The 16,546-nt window shown below is 39.9% G+C and carries 16 protein-coding genes; 2 read left to right on the top strand and 14 right to left on the bottom strand.

Going from position 1 to position 16,546, the window contains the following annotated elements:
* Window positions 1–2 precede the first annotated feature (2 nt).
* The 6 genes from BM102_RS00715 to efp form a co-directional block, all read right to left on the bottom strand.
* Window positions 3–1,118, bottom strand: coding sequence for a CobW family GTP-binding protein (locus BM102_RS00715; protein ID WP_090477918.1), 1,116 nt, complete (start codon window positions 1,116–1,118; stop codon window positions 3–5).
* Between the two features lie 192 nt (window positions 1,119–1,310).
* Window positions 1,311–2,264 carry an L-lactate dehydrogenase gene (locus BM102_RS00710; protein WP_090394952.1) on the bottom strand — a complete coding sequence of 318 codons (954 nt, stop codon included), beginning with the start codon at window positions 2,262–2,264 and terminating at the stop codon, window positions 1,311–1,313.
* A gap of 130 nt (window positions 2,265–2,394) precedes the next feature.
* The gene (locus BM102_RS00705) at window positions 2,395–3,540 is read right to left on the bottom strand and encodes an FprA family A-type flavoprotein (RefSeq protein WP_090477915.1); all 1,146 of its coding nucleotides are present in this window, start codon (window positions 3,538–3,540) and stop codon (window positions 2,395–2,397) included.
* 104 nt (window positions 3,541–3,644) lie between these two features.
* Window positions 3,645–5,006 (bottom strand): MATE family efflux transporter, encoded by a 1,362-nt coding sequence (locus BM102_RS00700; RefSeq protein ID WP_090478492.1) that lies wholly within the window; start codon window positions 5,004–5,006, stop codon window positions 3,645–3,647.
* A 780-nt stretch (window positions 5,007–5,786) separates the two neighbouring features.
* Window positions 5,787–5,987 (bottom strand): hypothetical protein, encoded by a 201-nt coding sequence (locus tag BM102_RS00695; RefSeq protein ID WP_033151764.1) that lies wholly within the window; start codon window positions 5,985–5,987, stop codon window positions 5,787–5,789.
* 2 nt (window positions 5,988–5,989) lie between these two features.
* Complete coding sequence (efp, locus tag BM102_RS00690) at window positions 5,990–6,547, bottom strand: elongation factor P (protein WP_044935548.1); 558 nt, start codon at window positions 6,545–6,547, stop codon at window positions 5,990–5,992.
* A gap of 145 nt (window positions 6,548–6,692) precedes the next feature.
* On the opposite strand from efp, the gene BM102_RS00685 reads away from it, so the two are divergent.
* Complete coding sequence (locus BM102_RS00685; RefSeq protein WP_090477913.1) at window positions 6,693–7,142, top strand: CYTH domain-containing protein; 450 nt, start codon at window positions 6,693–6,695, stop codon at window positions 7,140–7,142.
* A 148-nt stretch (window positions 7,143–7,290) separates the two neighbouring features.
* Here the strand turns inward: BM102_RS00685 and BM102_RS00680 are convergent, their stop codons facing one another.
* From BM102_RS00680 to BM102_RS00645, 8 genes are all read right to left on the bottom strand, one after another.
* Window positions 7,291–8,934, bottom strand: coding sequence for an alpha-amylase family glycosyl hydrolase (locus BM102_RS00680; RefSeq protein ID WP_090477911.1), 1,644 nt, complete (start codon window positions 8,932–8,934; stop codon window positions 7,291–7,293).
* A gap of 12 nt (window positions 8,935–8,946) precedes the next feature.
* Window positions 8,947–9,846 (bottom strand): nucleoside/nucleotide kinase family protein, encoded by a 900-nt coding sequence (locus BM102_RS00675; protein ID WP_044935539.1) that lies wholly within the window; start codon window positions 9,844–9,846, stop codon window positions 8,947–8,949.
* Window positions 9,847–10,030: 184 nt separating this feature from the next.
* The gene (locus tag BM102_RS00670) at window positions 10,031–10,687 is read right to left on the bottom strand and encodes a DUF5067 domain-containing protein (RefSeq protein WP_044935536.1); all 657 of its coding nucleotides are present in this window, start codon (window positions 10,685–10,687) and stop codon (window positions 10,031–10,033) included.
* Window positions 10,688–10,698: 11 nt separating this feature from the next.
* Window positions 10,699–11,526, bottom strand: coding sequence for a DUF5067 domain-containing protein (locus BM102_RS00665; protein ID WP_177194864.1), 828 nt, complete (start codon window positions 11,524–11,526; stop codon window positions 10,699–10,701).
* A 135-nt stretch (window positions 11,527–11,661) separates the two neighbouring features.
* Window positions 11,662–12,663: a substrate-binding domain-containing protein gene (locus BM102_RS00660; RefSeq protein ID WP_177194863.1), complete on the bottom strand. Its 1,002-nt coding sequence runs from the start codon at window positions 12,661–12,663 to the stop codon at window positions 11,662–11,664.
* Between the two features lie 13 nt (window positions 12,664–12,676).
* Window positions 12,677–14,671 (bottom strand): methyl-accepting chemotaxis protein, encoded by a 1,995-nt coding sequence (locus tag BM102_RS00655; RefSeq protein WP_090477904.1) that lies wholly within the window; start codon window positions 14,669–14,671, stop codon window positions 12,677–12,679.
* 2 nt (window positions 14,672–14,673) lie between these two features.
* On the bottom strand, window positions 14,674–14,922 hold the full coding sequence (locus tag BM102_RS00650) for a hypothetical protein (protein ID WP_090477902.1): 249 nt from the start codon (window positions 14,920–14,922) through the stop codon (window positions 14,674–14,676).
* A 43-nt stretch (window positions 14,923–14,965) separates the two neighbouring features.
* Window positions 14,966–15,976 carry a phosphatidylinositol-specific phospholipase C domain-containing protein gene (locus BM102_RS00645; protein WP_177194862.1) on the bottom strand — a complete coding sequence of 337 codons (1,011 nt, stop codon included), beginning with the start codon at window positions 15,974–15,976 and terminating at the stop codon, window positions 14,966–14,968.
* Window positions 15,977–16,067: 91 nt separating this feature from the next.
* Here BM102_RS00645 and BM102_RS00640 point away from each other — a divergent pair, with 91 nt between their 5' ends.
* Window positions 16,068–16,328 carry a hypothetical protein gene (locus BM102_RS00640; RefSeq protein ID WP_090477897.1) on the top strand — a complete coding sequence of 87 codons (261 nt, stop codon included), beginning with the start codon at window positions 16,068–16,070 and terminating at the stop codon, window positions 16,326–16,328.
* Window positions 16,329–16,546: the final 218 nt, after the last annotated feature.

The following is a 16,546-nucleotide window of genomic DNA, read 5'->3' as shown; positions in this document are numbered from 1 at the left end:
GTCTATGCCCATTTTTCTTTATCAATACACTGTTCCACTAATCCAAGAATTTCAGATTTTTCGTATCCTTTTCCGATAAATACAACCTGATTGATTCTATCCCCATATTTTTCATCCCAGTCATCGCATATATCAGGAAAATCCTTTATTAGCGCATCCAATTCCTCCTTTGGCCAAGCTGAAACCCATGGTGTTAACTCGGTAATTGATGCATTTCTACCGGCCTGTTCAAAAAGCTGAATATGCTTGTCATCATCGGAAAACCAGATATATCCCTTGGAACGAATCAATGTTTCAGGGTAATTCTCAACCAGCTTATTGAAAGCATCCCTATTAAATGGCGCTCTTTCTTCATAAACAAATGACGAAATACCATATTCATCTACACAAGCTTTTGCATCATCTGGCTCGCATTCATTAAGAGCTCGTTGAACACTACTTGAAGCAAGAACATCATCAAAATCAAAATCTTCTCTATCCAACAATTTATCCAGAGAAACTTCGCCATTTACACATGGAATCATTTCTGCTTCCTGCTGGATATTTCTAAGAGATGTTTTTACTTCCTCTACCTGTGTATTTGAAAGCAAATCGATTTTGTTTAGAAGCATGATATTACAAAACTCAATCTGATCAATGATCAAGTTTATAACGTCGCCATCTTCCACATCATCTTCCTCAGATAACTCATTTAAAAATTCACGATATATTCTATCCACATCAACTACTGAAACTACAGTTTTTAAATACACTCTTGTGTCAGTAGATTCTTCATAATTTACAAAAGCCCCTGCTATAGATGATGGTTCACTGATACCTGATGCTTCGACAAATATTGCCTCAATAGATTCATCCTCTGCTAAGCGCTCAATCTCATTCATAAACTCATCTCTCAATGTGCAGCAAATACAGCCATTCTGCATCTCTACCATTTCTACTTGCGCTACCTGATTGTTTGTCCTTCCTAAAATTGACGCATCGATATTGATACTTCCCATATCATTTACAATCAGAGCCACTTTGCGCTCTTCCTGCATCAATAAATGCTGCATCAATGTGGTTTTTCCTGATCCTAAATAACCTGTTATTAATACTACTGGAACTTCTCTCTTTGACATATTGACCTCGTTTCTAACTCGTTTTATTTGCAACATTGTTGCATATTATATCAATCAGAGCTTTAAACGTCAATATATGCAACTTAGTTGCAATTAATCGTGCAAAAAAATAATCGCCATAACGTCCCCAAAAACGTATGGCGATTATAAAATCACACATATAGAACCACATTCTATGAGCTCATTTTTAATTTACCACTCAATAGTACCGACAACCTCTTTAAGAGTTTTGGCAGATTCCTGAAGTGCCTTTATCTCATCTTCATCAAGAGAAATTGGAACCTTTGTCTCCAATCCATCAGCACCAACTACTGCTGGCATTGAAAGACAAACACCATCAATATCGTATTCTCCATGCATCATAGATGATACTGGAAGGATTGATTTCTCATCACGGATGATAACTTCACAAATACGTCTTACGGCAACAGCTACGCCGTAATATGTAGCATGTTTCCTCTTTATAATCTCATAAGCAGCATTTTTTACTCGTTCTGCAATTGCCTTTTCAGATGCCTCATGATTAAAGTGACCTCTCATTTCACAGAAATCATTAAGAGGAATACCAGAAACATTAGCACTTGAGAATGCTGCAATTTCGCTATCTCCATGCTCACCGATGATGAAAGCATGTACCGAACGGCTATCAATGCCAAGGTGCTCACCAAGCTCAGTCTTAAGACGAGCAGAATCGAGAACTGTACCTGAGCCGATTACTCTATTTTCTGGAAGACCTGAAAGCTTTAAAGCTGCAAGAGTAAGCACATCAACAGGATTTGCTACGATAAGCAAAATTCCGCCAAAATCTCTCTTAGAAATTTCTGGAATGATTGATTTAAAGATACCAACATTCTTGTGTACAAGATCAAGTCTTGTCTCACCTGGCTTTTGTCCTGCACCAGCTGTAACTACACAGATAGCTGCATCTGCAACATCATCATAATCTCCCGCATAAATCTTAATAGGCTTTGTAAATGGTGCGCCATGGGAAATATCCATTGCCTCACCTTCTGCCTTTTCATGGTCTGCATCAATTAAAACCATCTCTGAAAACAGACCGCTCTGAGAAAGAGCAAAAGCTGTAGCTGAGCCTACAAATCCCGCTCCTATAATCGCTACTTTTCTATGGTTTACTTCTACTGCCATACGCACCTCCTATAATCCGCAAGTTACGTACACAAGCCTGATGAATTCTCCGTTCGACAACATGTCTCACTTGAGAATTATCAGAGCTTGTGTACTACTTGCTCACTTAATTATTTAAACTACAAATTGCTTACTTTAGTTCAGCTACAAGCGCATCCAGCTGGGCTGGGTCCTGTAGTGTTGATTTAATGGAAACCACTGGCTCCACAAATTCCATATTTTTCATTGGCTCAAGAATTGCCTTCATGCACTTAGCTGCCTGAGGCGCCCATGTGCCATTTTCAACAAATGCAACCTTACGATTCTGATAAGCCTTTGCTGTAAGATGATGTAAGAAATCCTGCATTGGTGGGAATAATCCTCCATCATAAGTGCATGCACAGCACACCATCTTATCCCAGTAAAACGCTCTGGCAACTGCCTCTGACAGACTTTCTCTTGTAAGGTCGATAAACTGCACCTTAGTGCCATTTGCCTTTAGTTTTTCGACAAGCTCCAGAGCAGCAGCCTTGGTATTGCCGTGGATAGAAGCGCAAGCAACAAGCACGCCTTCTTCCTCTGGTTTATAGCTACTCCATGTATCATAAAGATTAATATAGTAATCTAAATTCTCTGTCAAAACTGGTCCATGCAATGGGCAGATTTTCTGGATATCAAGATTTGCTGCCTTTTTCAACAATCCCTGCACCGATGCGCCGTACTTACCCACAATATTAAGATAATATCGACGAGCTTCGTCAATCCATGGCTCATCCACATCCAGCGCGCCAAACTTTCCAAATCCATCTGCTGAGAAAAGAATCTTCTCTGTAGATTCGTACTCAACCATTACCTCTGGCCAGTGAACCATTGGTGCCATGATGAATGTAAGCTCATGGCTTCCAAGAGAAAGTGTGTCTCCTTCAGCCACCACATGCTTTCTATTTTCAAATATGCCGGCATCCATAAACTGCGCCATCATAGTAAATGTCTTGGCATTTCCAACTACTGTGGTATCAGAATATTTTTCAAGGAATACCTTGATTGAACCAGAGTGATCTGGCTCCATGTGCGAAACCACAAGATAGTCAGGTGTACGTCCAGCCAGCTCCTTATCAAGATTTGCCAACCACTGGTCTGTCACCCTAGGATCTGCTGAATCCATGACAGCAATCTTTTCATCCAAAATCACATATGAATTGTAGGATACACCGTTAGGAACAGGATACTGACTTTCGAACAAGTCGATAGTCTTGTCATCACAGCCTATATATTTAATAGCCTCTGAAATATTCATTACCAAAACCCTCCTTTTACATATATCTATCTTACCAAATAGCAATATAACTATCTATGATTTCATCTTTATCGATAAAAAGTTCTCAAGTATGAATGCCTCTTCTATTTGGTCAAATTCTGTACCCACTTATATTTACGGAAGCGAATCATTACCCATGGAATTTTTCCAACCTCATCCAAGCATGTGCATGAATATACCAGCAACACTGACCAGTGGAATACAAAAGCTCCCAACAGTGCCAGAGGTATAGCTATTCCCCACATACACACTGCCAGACTATACATATCGAATATGGTATCTCCGCCGCCATCTAGCACACCGTTTATTGTGACAGTGTTTACACATCGCCCTATCATGTAAACAGCCATTATACACATCATGCCTGTAAGATATTTTCTGGCTTCGTCAGTAAGAAGAACCATATGAACTGTCAGTGGTGTTACCGCAAATACGATAAGCATAGATGCAATTCCGATGACATAAGATATCTTCATAAGCTTGATACCATAAGCTTTTCCCATTTCTAGATTACCAGCACCAAGCTCATTTCCAACAATGATTCCAGCCGCACTTCCAATACCATTACAAACACAGCAAATCAAATCTCTTACAACTGCTGCAATAGAATTTGCTGCAGCCGCATCTACACCCATGTGTCCCATTATCGCAGTGTAGGAAGTAAATCCAACTCCCCAGAAAAGTGAGCCACCCATCAAAGGAAGACACTGTCGCCAGAAATCCTTTGTAAGTTCCTTGCTTATTTTAAACATCTTGCTTAATGCCGGCCTGATATATCCTTCCCTACCCGAAATCACAAGACATATAACAAGCTCTATTACTCTCGCTATTGTTGTTGCAAGTGCAGCTCCCTTTGCCTCCATTCTTGGAGCTCCCAGAAAACCAAAGATAAATATCAGGTTAAACACTACGTTTAGTACAACAGCACAACTACTAATCCACGCACTTTCATTGACATGATCTGTAACCTTCATAATGGCTAGATAACTTTGCGATACACCCGTTATCAAATATGAGATTCCAGCAATACGAAGATAAGCAGCACCAAGCTCAATCAAAGTCTGGTCGCTTGCAAACACATGCATCAAGGCCTCTGGAAAAATCTCGCATCCGATAAAGAAGGCTATGCAAATAACCCCTGCATACTTCAGCATCATATCAAAAAGCTTCTGTATAGTTTCCTTATCTCCTTTGCCCCAGTACTGAGCTCCAAGGATTGCTCCCGCTCCCGTAATAGCCATAATCAGCATATTCTGAACGAACTGTATCTGCGTAGCCAGGGAAACCGCCGTCATCTGCTCCTGTGCCACTCTCCCCAGCATCAACGCATCACAGGCAGCCACCAGCGCCAGCATCAAACTCTGAAACGCTATCGGCCCCGCTATAGTTGCCAACCTACTGTAAAAATGCTTACTGTCAATCTTAACTGTAGTATCCTTTATCATTACATTCTTCTCCAATTTCATCATTTTCTCCAATGGTACTGTATTGCCCCGTTTTACACAATAGGTTTATTCCGTAACTTACTTGCAAATTCGACCCCGGGATTAATGTGGGCTTTCCAATATGTGAAGCTGGGCTCCCTGCCCGCCACACACTGGTGGTTGCTAGGCGTGGACATCGCATGAATATTATGTTTTTCTAGAGCACAAGGAGCACACACTTGTTAGCTGTCGTCTTTTGCAGGTCTGTACATTTTCTGAATCTGTATATCTATGGACGGACACACTGTTCCTAAAGGAAATATGGGTTTTCAAAACTATGGTAACCTTTGGGCGATTTTGGAATGAGCCTAGTAGAACAAAAAGAGATATTTGGTATGGATGAGCAGCTGCCGCTAGGACGGCGGCAGCAGTGGTCACTTGAAACAGGACGTTGAATGTGCCACGGTGCTCATACATACAAATATCTCTTTTTTAGTTCTACTTAGCGAATGTAATATGAGCCCATGGTACCATAGCTTTGAAAATCCATATTTATAGTTTAAAAGTGTCCGTCCTAGCTTATACAGATTCAGAAAAAGTTCATCCCGCAATAAGACATCAGCAGTGTGGGCTCCTTTTGTGCTAAGAAAAACTATAATATTCGCGAAATCGTCCACGCCTAGCAACAACCAGTGTGCGACGGGCAGGGAGCCCAGCAGAACTTTACATTTATCCCACATTAATCCCGGACGGCAGAGTATAAAAAAGGACCCTAGGTAATCCTAAGGCCCTTGATTTGCATTATTTAGAGAGACGCTCAACTATCCTGTCTAGGGTATCGCGAGGTACTGTGCCGTCACGATAAAGTTGGTTGATTGTGCTTTCGCTTCCAAGTAGAGCTGTGGCATCCAGCCAAGTGCCCTTTTGAAATTCTTCGTCAAATACGGCAAATATTTTTCGATTTTTTAAAAGCTCCGAAAGCGGGTATTCTCTATAATCCATAATTAAACTCTTGATAAATACTCTCCAGTTCTAGTATCAATCTTGATTGTCTCACCATTCTCAACGAAAAGTGGAACATAAACAACAGCACCTGTCTCAACTGTAGCAGGCTTTGTAGCACCTGTAGCTGTATCGCCCTTGAAACCTGGCTCTGTGTCTGTAATCTGAAGCTCAACAAACATAGGTGGCTCAACTGAGAAGATTGAACCGTTGTGTGAAAGCATCTTTACGATTTCATTTTCCTTAACGAACTTAAGAGCGTCACCAATCTGATCTGCTGTAAGAGCAACCTGATCGTATGTCTCAACATCCATGAAGTTGTAAAGGTCACCATCGTTGTAGAGATACTGCATATCCTTACGATCGATACGTGCTGCTGGGAACTTCTCTGTTGGACGGAAAGATGTTTCAGTAACACCACCGTTCTTTATGTTCTTAAGCTTAGTACGAACGAAAGCTGCACCCTTACCTGGCTTTACGTGCTGAAATTCAATTACCTGATAAACCTGATTATCCATTTCGATAGTCATACCGTTTCTAAAATCACCGGCTGTAATCATTATAAATTCCTCCTTAAAAGCTATACCTATACCGAGCCCTACCACATCGCCCGGATATATTAGCACTCGTAATGGTAATTTTACCGCAAATTTCAGTTTTTTTCAATATATTTTCATTTCTCTCTTTATTTGCTACTATAAATCCATGGAAATTGAAAGAAAATTTTTAATCAAAGAATTGCCTGATTTAGGCCAATATAAGTATGTTGAAATTGAACAGGGGTATCTTTCTACCAGTCCTGTCGTTAGAATTCGTCGAAAGAATGACGCATACATTCTAACATATAAAGGAAGTGGATTGATGGCTCGCGAGGAAATCGAAGCTCCTCTCACCAAGGAAGCCTACGAACATCTTCTTGAAAAGATTGATGGCTATCCTATCACAAAGCGTCGCTATCTTATTCCACTTGATCCATACACCATCGAACTTGATGTGTTCTCTGGTCACATGGAAGGCCTCATTATGGCTGAGGTAGAGTTTCCAAATGAGAAAGCCGCCAACTCCTTCACCCCACCAGAATGGTTTGGGGAAGACGTCACAAGCGACCGCCGCTACCACAACTCAAACATGATATTCGGCAACCCGCTCTCGTAAATTACCTAGAAAGATTTTACATAGTGTAGATTATACTCAAAAAAACAGAAGCCAGTATGTAGGCATCAAGCTCTACTATTTCTTAAGCGAGACATTCGTCGAGCGAAGAAATCAGTAGGCTTGTAGCCGTAACATGCTGGCTTCGTCATTATTTAATTTGGTACTCTAGGCTTTCAAAATCTGCCTCTAGAGTAATGGTGTCATTATCCTTTGTCCATGTAAAGGAAACAACTGAACCATTGGTATTGATTGAAAGTTTACTATCAAAACCAAATGCAGGATGTGACTTACGAAGCTGTAAAAGCTCAATCTGCTTTTTAACAACGTCCTTCTTAAGTCCTTCCTCAATTTGCTCCATTGTAAGATTTGTTCTGTTGATTTCTTTGTGACCACCTGCGCCTGCACGAGCAACAGCTTCGTGATCATTCTTTCCTGCGAACAAATCTAAGTACCATACCTGTGGCTTACCTGGCATGAACATCTGAATTGCTCTGGCAAAGAGCATCTTCTTATCGTCTTCACCTAATGCACTGTAGTATGTGGCATTTACCTGGTAGTACATGTTCTTTGCTCCGTGAAGATCCTTTACAAATCCTCCTCTAGAAACAAGTACATCTATCATCTTCTGGATTTCGTCTTCTGGAAGAAGTCCCTTTAAATCAAGAAGTGGTATACCATCATGGCAACCAAGCATGTTTACAACTCTGATATCCTTTTCAACAAGCTCTTTTGCCCAGTTGATAAGAACATCTGGATTGTGATTTTCGATTGCGTATATAAGAAGTCCTGGTAAGAAGAAATCGTATGTCATATAGCCTTTGCCTGCTACTAACTCATAAATCTTCTCGCCGTAGCTTGCGTGAATCTCTGGAAGTAATGTTACTCCGTTTTTGTCTGCAAGCTCTCTAACCTTCTGTAGTAAATCCCAAGTACCAGGATCATTCAAGAAATTCTTTTCTCCTGGCTCCTTAGGAGCATATGCGAATGCATCAAGTCTGACGATTTTAGCACCGTATGATGAAAGTGTCTTAAGAGTGTTTTCATAGAATTCCCAAACAAGTGGAGATTTGATATTCAAATCCATCTGTCCTAAGTATCTACGGCTGCTCTCAAGTAAATCAACTACCTCATCACGATACTGTTCGTATTTTCCAAGCTTCAATTCTGCTACGCTTGTTCCCTGGCTGATTTGGGAATTAACACACTGTGCTAAACGTGTAGCAGCCACATACTGGATATCCATCTTTTCCATAAGGTCTTCTGCTTCAAGATTCTTGTAGCGAACCTCCTGGTAGAATGTGTTCCAATATGGTACGTTTCTTCCATCTGGGAATCTTACCATAAGAATTGGTAAACCTGGCTTGCGGAAAAACATATCCTTGATATATTTTTCATCTGGCTGAATGTAACCCTCTTTTGTGAGAGTACCGCAACCTTCCCAGAATTTGTTCCAGTCAATGAAGAAATCCTTGTACTTAGAATTCTCACCATTTTTGATGATATCCTGGAACTCCTTTGATAATACAGATGCGTGGTTAAGGATGAAATCAAGCTTAAGGTCGATGCCCATATCCTTGATAGCCTCAATGGCTTCCTTACTACCAAGCTCCTCATTGATTCCATAATCAATTACTGAGAAGCCTCTGTCTAAGTCCGTATTAAAAATACTTGGAAGGATGTAGAATGACTCGAATACGTCCTTCAATTCATCCTTACTAAGAACCTTTACAATATCATCTAATGTGCCTCCCATTGAATCAGGATAGGCATTTAACATTGGTCCATTGCTCATTACTAATCCCTCCTACTTCATAAGACTTTCATATTCGCTATATGAAAGTAACTCACCTGATTTAGAAAGAATAATTTTTGCCTTGTGAGCCTGTGACTTTAAAAGGTTCTGCTCGAGTTCCAACACAAGCATAGTGAATGCACTATCAGTCTTGCCATCACGATTTCTAGCTCTGCGGTGAGCCAGTGTCTCTTCTGGTGTGCTGTTGAGAAGGATTGGAATATCCACGCCTTCATAGTTATCACTATTACCATGTGTCCATTCAATAACTAGAACTTTTTTGTTTGTAAAATCAACTTCATCATACCAAAGTTCAGAGTCGGTTCTACCCATTCTCTTAAGGTAGATCTTATCCTGGCCGGATTTGAAAGCCTTAACAATACCAGTTACTTCATCGAAATCAATTTCGTTTGTAGTGCCAAGATAGCCTGTGAGTCCTTCTCTACCAGCATCAAGGTAAGCCTTCATCCATGGATCAGTTGAAACATGGTCAGCTGAAGCATCTGTCTCCTCCTGTTGCCAAGCTCTAAGCTTGTCGAAGTGTTCAGGTGTTGCTTCATTAGCCTTTACAAGGCCTCTTACACCGCTAGTTCTAAAGATGCGAAGTCTCTCAGCATCGTTGTACATAGGAATTCTTCTAGGATAGTTGTCTCCTGACATTGTATAAGCACCAATGCCTTTCTCATTTAAAAAATAAGAAATGAGAGACGCTGTCTCAGACTTTCCTACTCCTGAGCCACCGCAAACAGCTATGACAGCTCTGCCATCCTTTGCGATAACCTCATCAAGCATGCCCTCAAGTTTCTCCATAATAAGAGTTGCCTTTTTAACATGCTCCTCACCTATTTCTACCTTGTCACCTGGCATATCGCCATGTGGAAGTGCCTCGTATTGTTTAAGATCAATAGCCATAATAATATCCTCCTGCTCACTATAGATATGACATAAACAACACGCAATAAGTATACCAAAATATATTTAACGTTAAACCGCTTTACCCCAATTTTATTTAATTTACCGAAAAATCTGTCTGAATGCACAAACAAAAAAAGCTGCCACACCCTTAAAGTGTGACAGCCTAATTAAAAGCTAATGATTAAAGAGAATCTTCAAATTCATCAATACCTTCATCGCTGATGTAATCATCGTACTCATCAATATATTCATTTGTGTTATCAATCAAATCGTCGATTGAATATGAGCCTTCGAAAAGAACCTCATCTGCGTAGTGAGTGTAATCTGTGCAAACGATATCAACATCGTAATCAGCACTATCCAACTCATATCCTAAGATAATTGGAATAGACTCACCTGGCTTGATTTCTGCATAGTTAAGCTTTGATGTACCAGAAATGTATGCTCTATCAAGAGAAATACCATCCTGCTTTACTTCTACATTAACTACGCTTGCAAAATCCATTACCTCATCAGAGTTGTTTGTAAACTCACCAACAAGGTAAACAATAACTACATCATCATAATACTCATCTGTTCCAAGTAATGCTGTATCAACATTAAATGCATACTTGCTTGAAGTGTCGATTGTGCCTGCTACGATAACATCGTCATCATCCTCGTCATCCTCTGACTTCTTCTTTGAATCCTTGTCATCGTCCTCGTCTTCATCCTCATCTTCTTCGTCATCTGCTGACTGCTCGATTTTATCCTTGATTGATGAAGATTTACCACATCCTGTTACACCAAATACAAGTGCAAAAGAAACAAGAAGAGCTGCTAATAATCTCTTTTTCATATTGGCCTCCCTTATTTAACCTGGATTTCCTTTTCCAAGATTACTGCCTGATCAAAGCTCTGTCTATCTGTAAGCTTGATTTCTACATTTGAATCGCTAGTAAGCTCGAATACTTCACGAACCTGAATGCTTGCACCAGACTTGATGTCTGTGTATACATTGTCATCATCCATATCCTCACGTAATGGGTGGTTGTATGGAAGGTATCCACGCTGAAGAGCTACACCATCCTGGAAGAGTTCCTCTGTAACTGCAGAACCAAAGCTTGTAGCCTCATCAGAATCATTTGTAAATGTGTAATCAATAACTACGATGTTTGTTCCTTCTCCATCATCTGTAACTGTTACATTGTCAATTGAAACATCAAATTCACTTTCAGAAACCTTAGCCTCAACGTCTGCCATTGAGATTGTCTCTTCAAGAACGCCTACAGTTTTGTAATCCTTGATTGTGTATGATGTTAATTCAAGTTCAAGTTCTGAATCCTCATCATAATCAATACCTGAGATATCAAATGCTGCCTGAACCATTCCAGATTCACCACTCTTAATCTTTCCATCAGCAATAGCATATGGGTTGTCTGAACCTAAATAAGATGTGCTAAGTGTTGTGCCATCAAGAGTAGCTACAAGACTATATGCAACTGTGTAGTTGTCTAAGTATGAATCTGTGTTGTTTGTAGCATCAAGATTTACAACCAATGCTGTTCCGTCGTAAGTGCCACATGTAAAAACCTCGTCAACTGTTGCCTCGTACTGTGGAGTAGAGCTTTTACCACATGCTGTGAATAGTGAGCCTGCCATAACAACTGTGGCAGCTAATAGCGTTACTTTTTTCATAATCATCCTCCTAAACGCTTTTTTTCTAATTTTATAGCTAGTTAATTTTATATCATCTTTGAACTTATTTCAATAAATTAAGACAAAATAAAAAAAATCGATGAGTATTATTACTCATCGATTTTATCTAGTCTATCATTGAACTTCTGACACATTTGAAGCATCAACTGGAACAAATGGAACCAACACGTATTTCAAATCATCTGTAGCCCCTTCGATTGACGAAATTGACTGCCCCTTTGACAGCATCGCACATGCATTTACCGCTGCAACTCCCTGGCCCTGGGCATCCTGTAATACTGTCATATACATATCGCCCGCCTTAATTGATGCGCATCCATCAGCTGTGGCATCTACACCAGCTACAAGATACTTTGATGGATCATATCCATTATCCTTAAGCCACTTAACTGCGCCAAGCGCCATTGTGTCATTGTTACAGAAGATTGCATCAAAGCTCTGATTTGTAAGCTTAAACACATCCAGTTTTTCATATGCTTCTGTATCTGACCAGTTTGCATGGTCCATAAATACTATGTTGGCATCAACTCCGTTGTCTCGATAGAAGTATTTAATAGCATTTGTTCTACCAATCGCTCCTGCATGGCCTTTCTCACCCTCAAGAATAACGATATTCATAGATGATGGATTGCCCAATTTGTTCCAAACATATTCCGCCTGGAATCTACCAGCATCCTGTTCAAAAGATCCGGCATAAATATATTGATTTGCCTTTAAATACTCTGAACTAGGCTCATTGTTTACAAATACAATAGGTAAATCTCCTGCTGCAATTTCCATCTGCAGAGCAGTAGAAATATCTACAATACGGCAAATGATAGCGTTATACTTTCCAGATGCCGCTGCTGCTTCAATCATATGGAGCTGGTCATCTGTGCTGTTACCACAATACTCAGTTGTTACAGTTGCCCCTGCTTCAGCTGCCGCCTCATTTATAGCATCACTAAGTGCTGCTCTAAAAGTATCATCAACATCCGGTATTGAAAAATAGATATTAGTGCCTTTTCCTGAAACATTTCCAGTAGATGAACTGGTACTTCCACATCCAACCATAGAAGCTACAGCCAGCACACCTATCATAGTCATACATAATAGTTTTTTTATCTTTGATTTCATGCCATAGCCCCCTCTATATCTTGAATTGCTGAACATAAGCTGAAAGTGTATCCGATGTGCTTGCAAGCTCATGTGAATTATCTGCGACATCCTGGCTGCTGGCTGTGATACTATTTGCCTGCTCAACCATGTGGTGACTTGTTTCAAGGATTTCATCAGCACTAGCTGCCTGCTCCTCTGAAATGGCTGCAACGTTACCTGCAACATCATCAACCTTTTCCACATCCTGAATCATTAAATCAAGCAATTCGTTTGACTTTTCAATATTCTGGTAAATCTGATCAAATGTATCAACCGCTGTATCAATAAGCTGGCTGTTTGCGTCGATGTTTTCTGCGCTTGCCTCAGCCTGTTCAACTACAGAATTGATAGCCTTTTGAACATCATTTATAAGCCTTGATATATTATCTGCACTGGCTGCCGAATTCTGTGCAAGCTTTCCAATCTCACTTGCTACTACCGCAAATCCCTTGCCAGCCTCGCCTGCTCTTGCAGCTTCAATTGAAGCATTGAGCGAAAGAAGATTTGTCTCATCTGCAATTTCTGCAATTAAGCCAACGATCTTTGTAATCTCCTCTGATGCTTTGCCAACATCATTGATCTTGTTAACAAGCTCGTCGTTGCTATTTTTGATTCCCTGCATAGCAACTGAAAGCTGTTCCATATCATCTCGGCCCTTCTTGCTGATTTCAACCGTTTCCTTCATGCTTTCGTTAGCCTGGTTAGAATTCTCCCTAGTGTCAGAAACAACCATGGCAAGAGTTGTTGCATTTTCTGCAATCTCATTAACTGCCACTGCCAACTGGTCAACAGTGCTATTTAAGTTCTGCATAGCATCTGCCTGTGAACGAGATGCCTCAAACATATCTTTTGATACTCTATCTGAGTTGTCCGACTGCTCTTTAAGCTTTTCAGACTCCTCATTAATTGTAGAAAGCATGGTTCGCATTGATTCCACAAACTCGCTAACCTTACTTCCCATCAAACCGATTTCATCATCGCTCTCCTGCTTAACTTCGATTGTGAAATCACCTGCTGACATATCTGTAATGTTCTTTGTGATATGTCCAAGTGGAGCAATAACTTTAGATACCAGTAGGTTGATCATAATTACTATAACAATTACTGCAATAATTCCTACTATAATAAGGAGATTTGTCAGCTTCATAACATCCTTAAGGATAACTGAATCTGCAATATATGAAACAAGTACCCAGTCTGTTCCCTGAATCTCCCTAAATGCAACTTCGTATCCATTCAATGCAACTGTATCGTAATCTCTAGTCTCAAGCCTCTCTGCGATGGCTGCCATCAGCTTATCGCTATCTGAAGTTGTAAGAGTAGTAGATATACGCTCTGGATCTCTGTGAGCGAGAATAGTGTTGTCCGATGCATCGATAAGGAATGATGCCGCAGAATCCATCTTTACTCCAGAGTTTACTATGATACTGATTTGGTCAAGAGATAAGTCTGCAGCGATAACCTTAAGCTCGCCACTACCATCATTTAAAATTCCAGATGCACTTATTACAGATGTCCCCTCATCATTTGTATAAGCTGTACCATAGTTCATATTTACACTAGTGATACCCTGCTTAAAGAATGTTTCTCCTGTAGGATTTGTTACTCTTAAGCCGGAAGCACTTGCAGCATAAAAGCGGCCATCTGCTGTAGCAACATATGGGCCTTCAGTGCAATACTTATTAAAGCCATAGAATGAATCCAGGATTTTTTGTAGCCCCTCTTCATCTGGCTGGGTCTTTTCAATTACTTGTTTTACTGTTGAGAAATTTTCAAGATTTTCGTCAAGCCAGGCTTCGATATTGTCTGCCTGATTAGAAATTGATGAATCCAACTGTGCTGTGGCCATTTCTGTCATGCTATTTCGAGAAAGAACAGTTGCTATTCCAACTAAAACGAGAATAGTGACTATTACCACTGGTAAAAGCAAAAATATTAATTTGTTTTTAATCTTTTTGCGCCTTGCTTTGTTTTTTGTATTTGCCATTTCTATCTCCTAAATCTTTCTGTCTCGTATTTAGCTCTAGTACGTACACAAACTTTTAAGTCCTGTAGTCTTGATTCGATGTCCCCATCATCGATTACAACATCAATGGATGATGCCATGTTGTCAATGAGAAGATTGTCAAAATCCATTGTTGGTGTTGCCACCAAAAGCTTGTATTTGTCCTCGAAGGAATCCGCATCAAGGAACTCCAATAGGATTGGATTTACCTCTTCATTCTCTAGCTTTTCCATGTACTTTCCTCCTATATTATTTTCTATCTAAATGACAAAATATTTAAAACTGATTTGTATAATATATATGTCTTGCTAAGTCCTTATTGCCAAAATCTACAATAATAATTCCATAGCTAGTATCATCTTTTAATTGATACTCCATTAAAAGTTCATTTAATGTATTTGCATATCCACGTGGATGACCAATTTTTCCATCTCCACTTGTGCTAATAAAATTAAGGAACAGAGTATTCTCATCCGCCTCGCAATTTTCAAGGCCATCTACGATTGCTTCATACTTATCCTCAACGTTGTATTTATATCTGTCCTGTATCCACACCCTAAAATTGTTATACACATAAAGCTCATATGGGATATCGATTGGTGTATTGTTGTCCTGCTCAGCCCACTGCATATTAAGGCCCATCATATCTGTTGCAGCTGCATCTGAAAATCTTGTTGCAAGAACAATACGGCCTCTTGCATCACTAAGCAAAGGTATCTCATCCTCAATGTACCAATAATCTTTATTTGCATTAATCTGTTCAGTTAATAAATTTTGGATATCGCTTACCGAATGGTCATCGTCTTCTATCTTAATGTTTACAATGACTGTCTCTGTAGGATACTGCTGCAAAAAGCTATATACATCAGCGCACACATCATCAAAATACAAATAGTCAGAGAAAAGATTTCCATCTTCATGACAGCTTGCAAAATTATGAACCATCTTTACTTTATTTGTCTTTTCGTCTAATGCTACGCGAAAATCCAAATATCTATAGCCGTTCTCCAACTGTTCTGAAACATCTGTATCCTGGCATCTCATCACATAACCAAGCATAACATTTCTAGCACAGCTATCATGTGTACCAGGAATTGTAATCTCTGATAAATAAAGGTCGTCAGATAGGTTGCCCATCCAACTAGTTGTATCGGCATAAGGAAGAGATTCATCAATACTTACGCTTGAATAAGTATCGTCATCACTTACAAAAAGCACCACAAGAATGACTACGATAATCGCAATCATTATCCCGCACACAATTCTAAAAAGTCGTCCTTTTCCCATATGTCGCATCCCCCTATCTCCAGTTATTTTCTTAAGCTCATTTTACCATTTATTAGTGACAAAGTCTTATAGTTTCTTTAAAATATAGCTTATGATAGAACGAAAGAGACTCCTTTCATTAGGATATTACAAAAAAGCTCCCTCATTTACAGGAAGCGACGGCAAGAAATGCTATAAAATTGAAAAAGTAAGCGAAGAAGGTGCTGACGACAAGTTCCAAGCCACTCTATGGCCTGGCCCCTTCAGCTCCGAAAACACACCAGACGAAAAGAAGCTCACAAACACCGCCCCATTCACCGAGGACGGCCTCCTAGAGCTGGTAGACTGGATGAATTCCACCCACGTAGAGTAACCCCCGCGGTTTGCTTGTACCTGGGGCTTCGGACTCCCCTGCCTGGCACAATCACAGATTTAGGATTATCTAAATGTGCAGTCTCCCATATTTATTAGTAGGTGTTCTTACAAAGTTTTACAATTCTATCGTTAAGGTATGCCCTAGACGGACATTCTTTACATTAAATTATCAGCTGTCTAAAGCTAGCTTTGTATTAATTACTATTTGCTTTGTAG

Source organism: Pseudobutyrivibrio sp. JW11, assembly GCF_900115355.1.
In the GTDB taxonomy this organism is placed as follows: Bacteria; Bacillota; Clostridia; order Lachnospirales; family Lachnospiraceae; genus Pseudobutyrivibrio; species Pseudobutyrivibrio ruminis.
The sequence above is the reverse complement of the archived record's forward strand: the minus strand, read 5'-3'. Positions and strand labels throughout refer to the sequence as shown.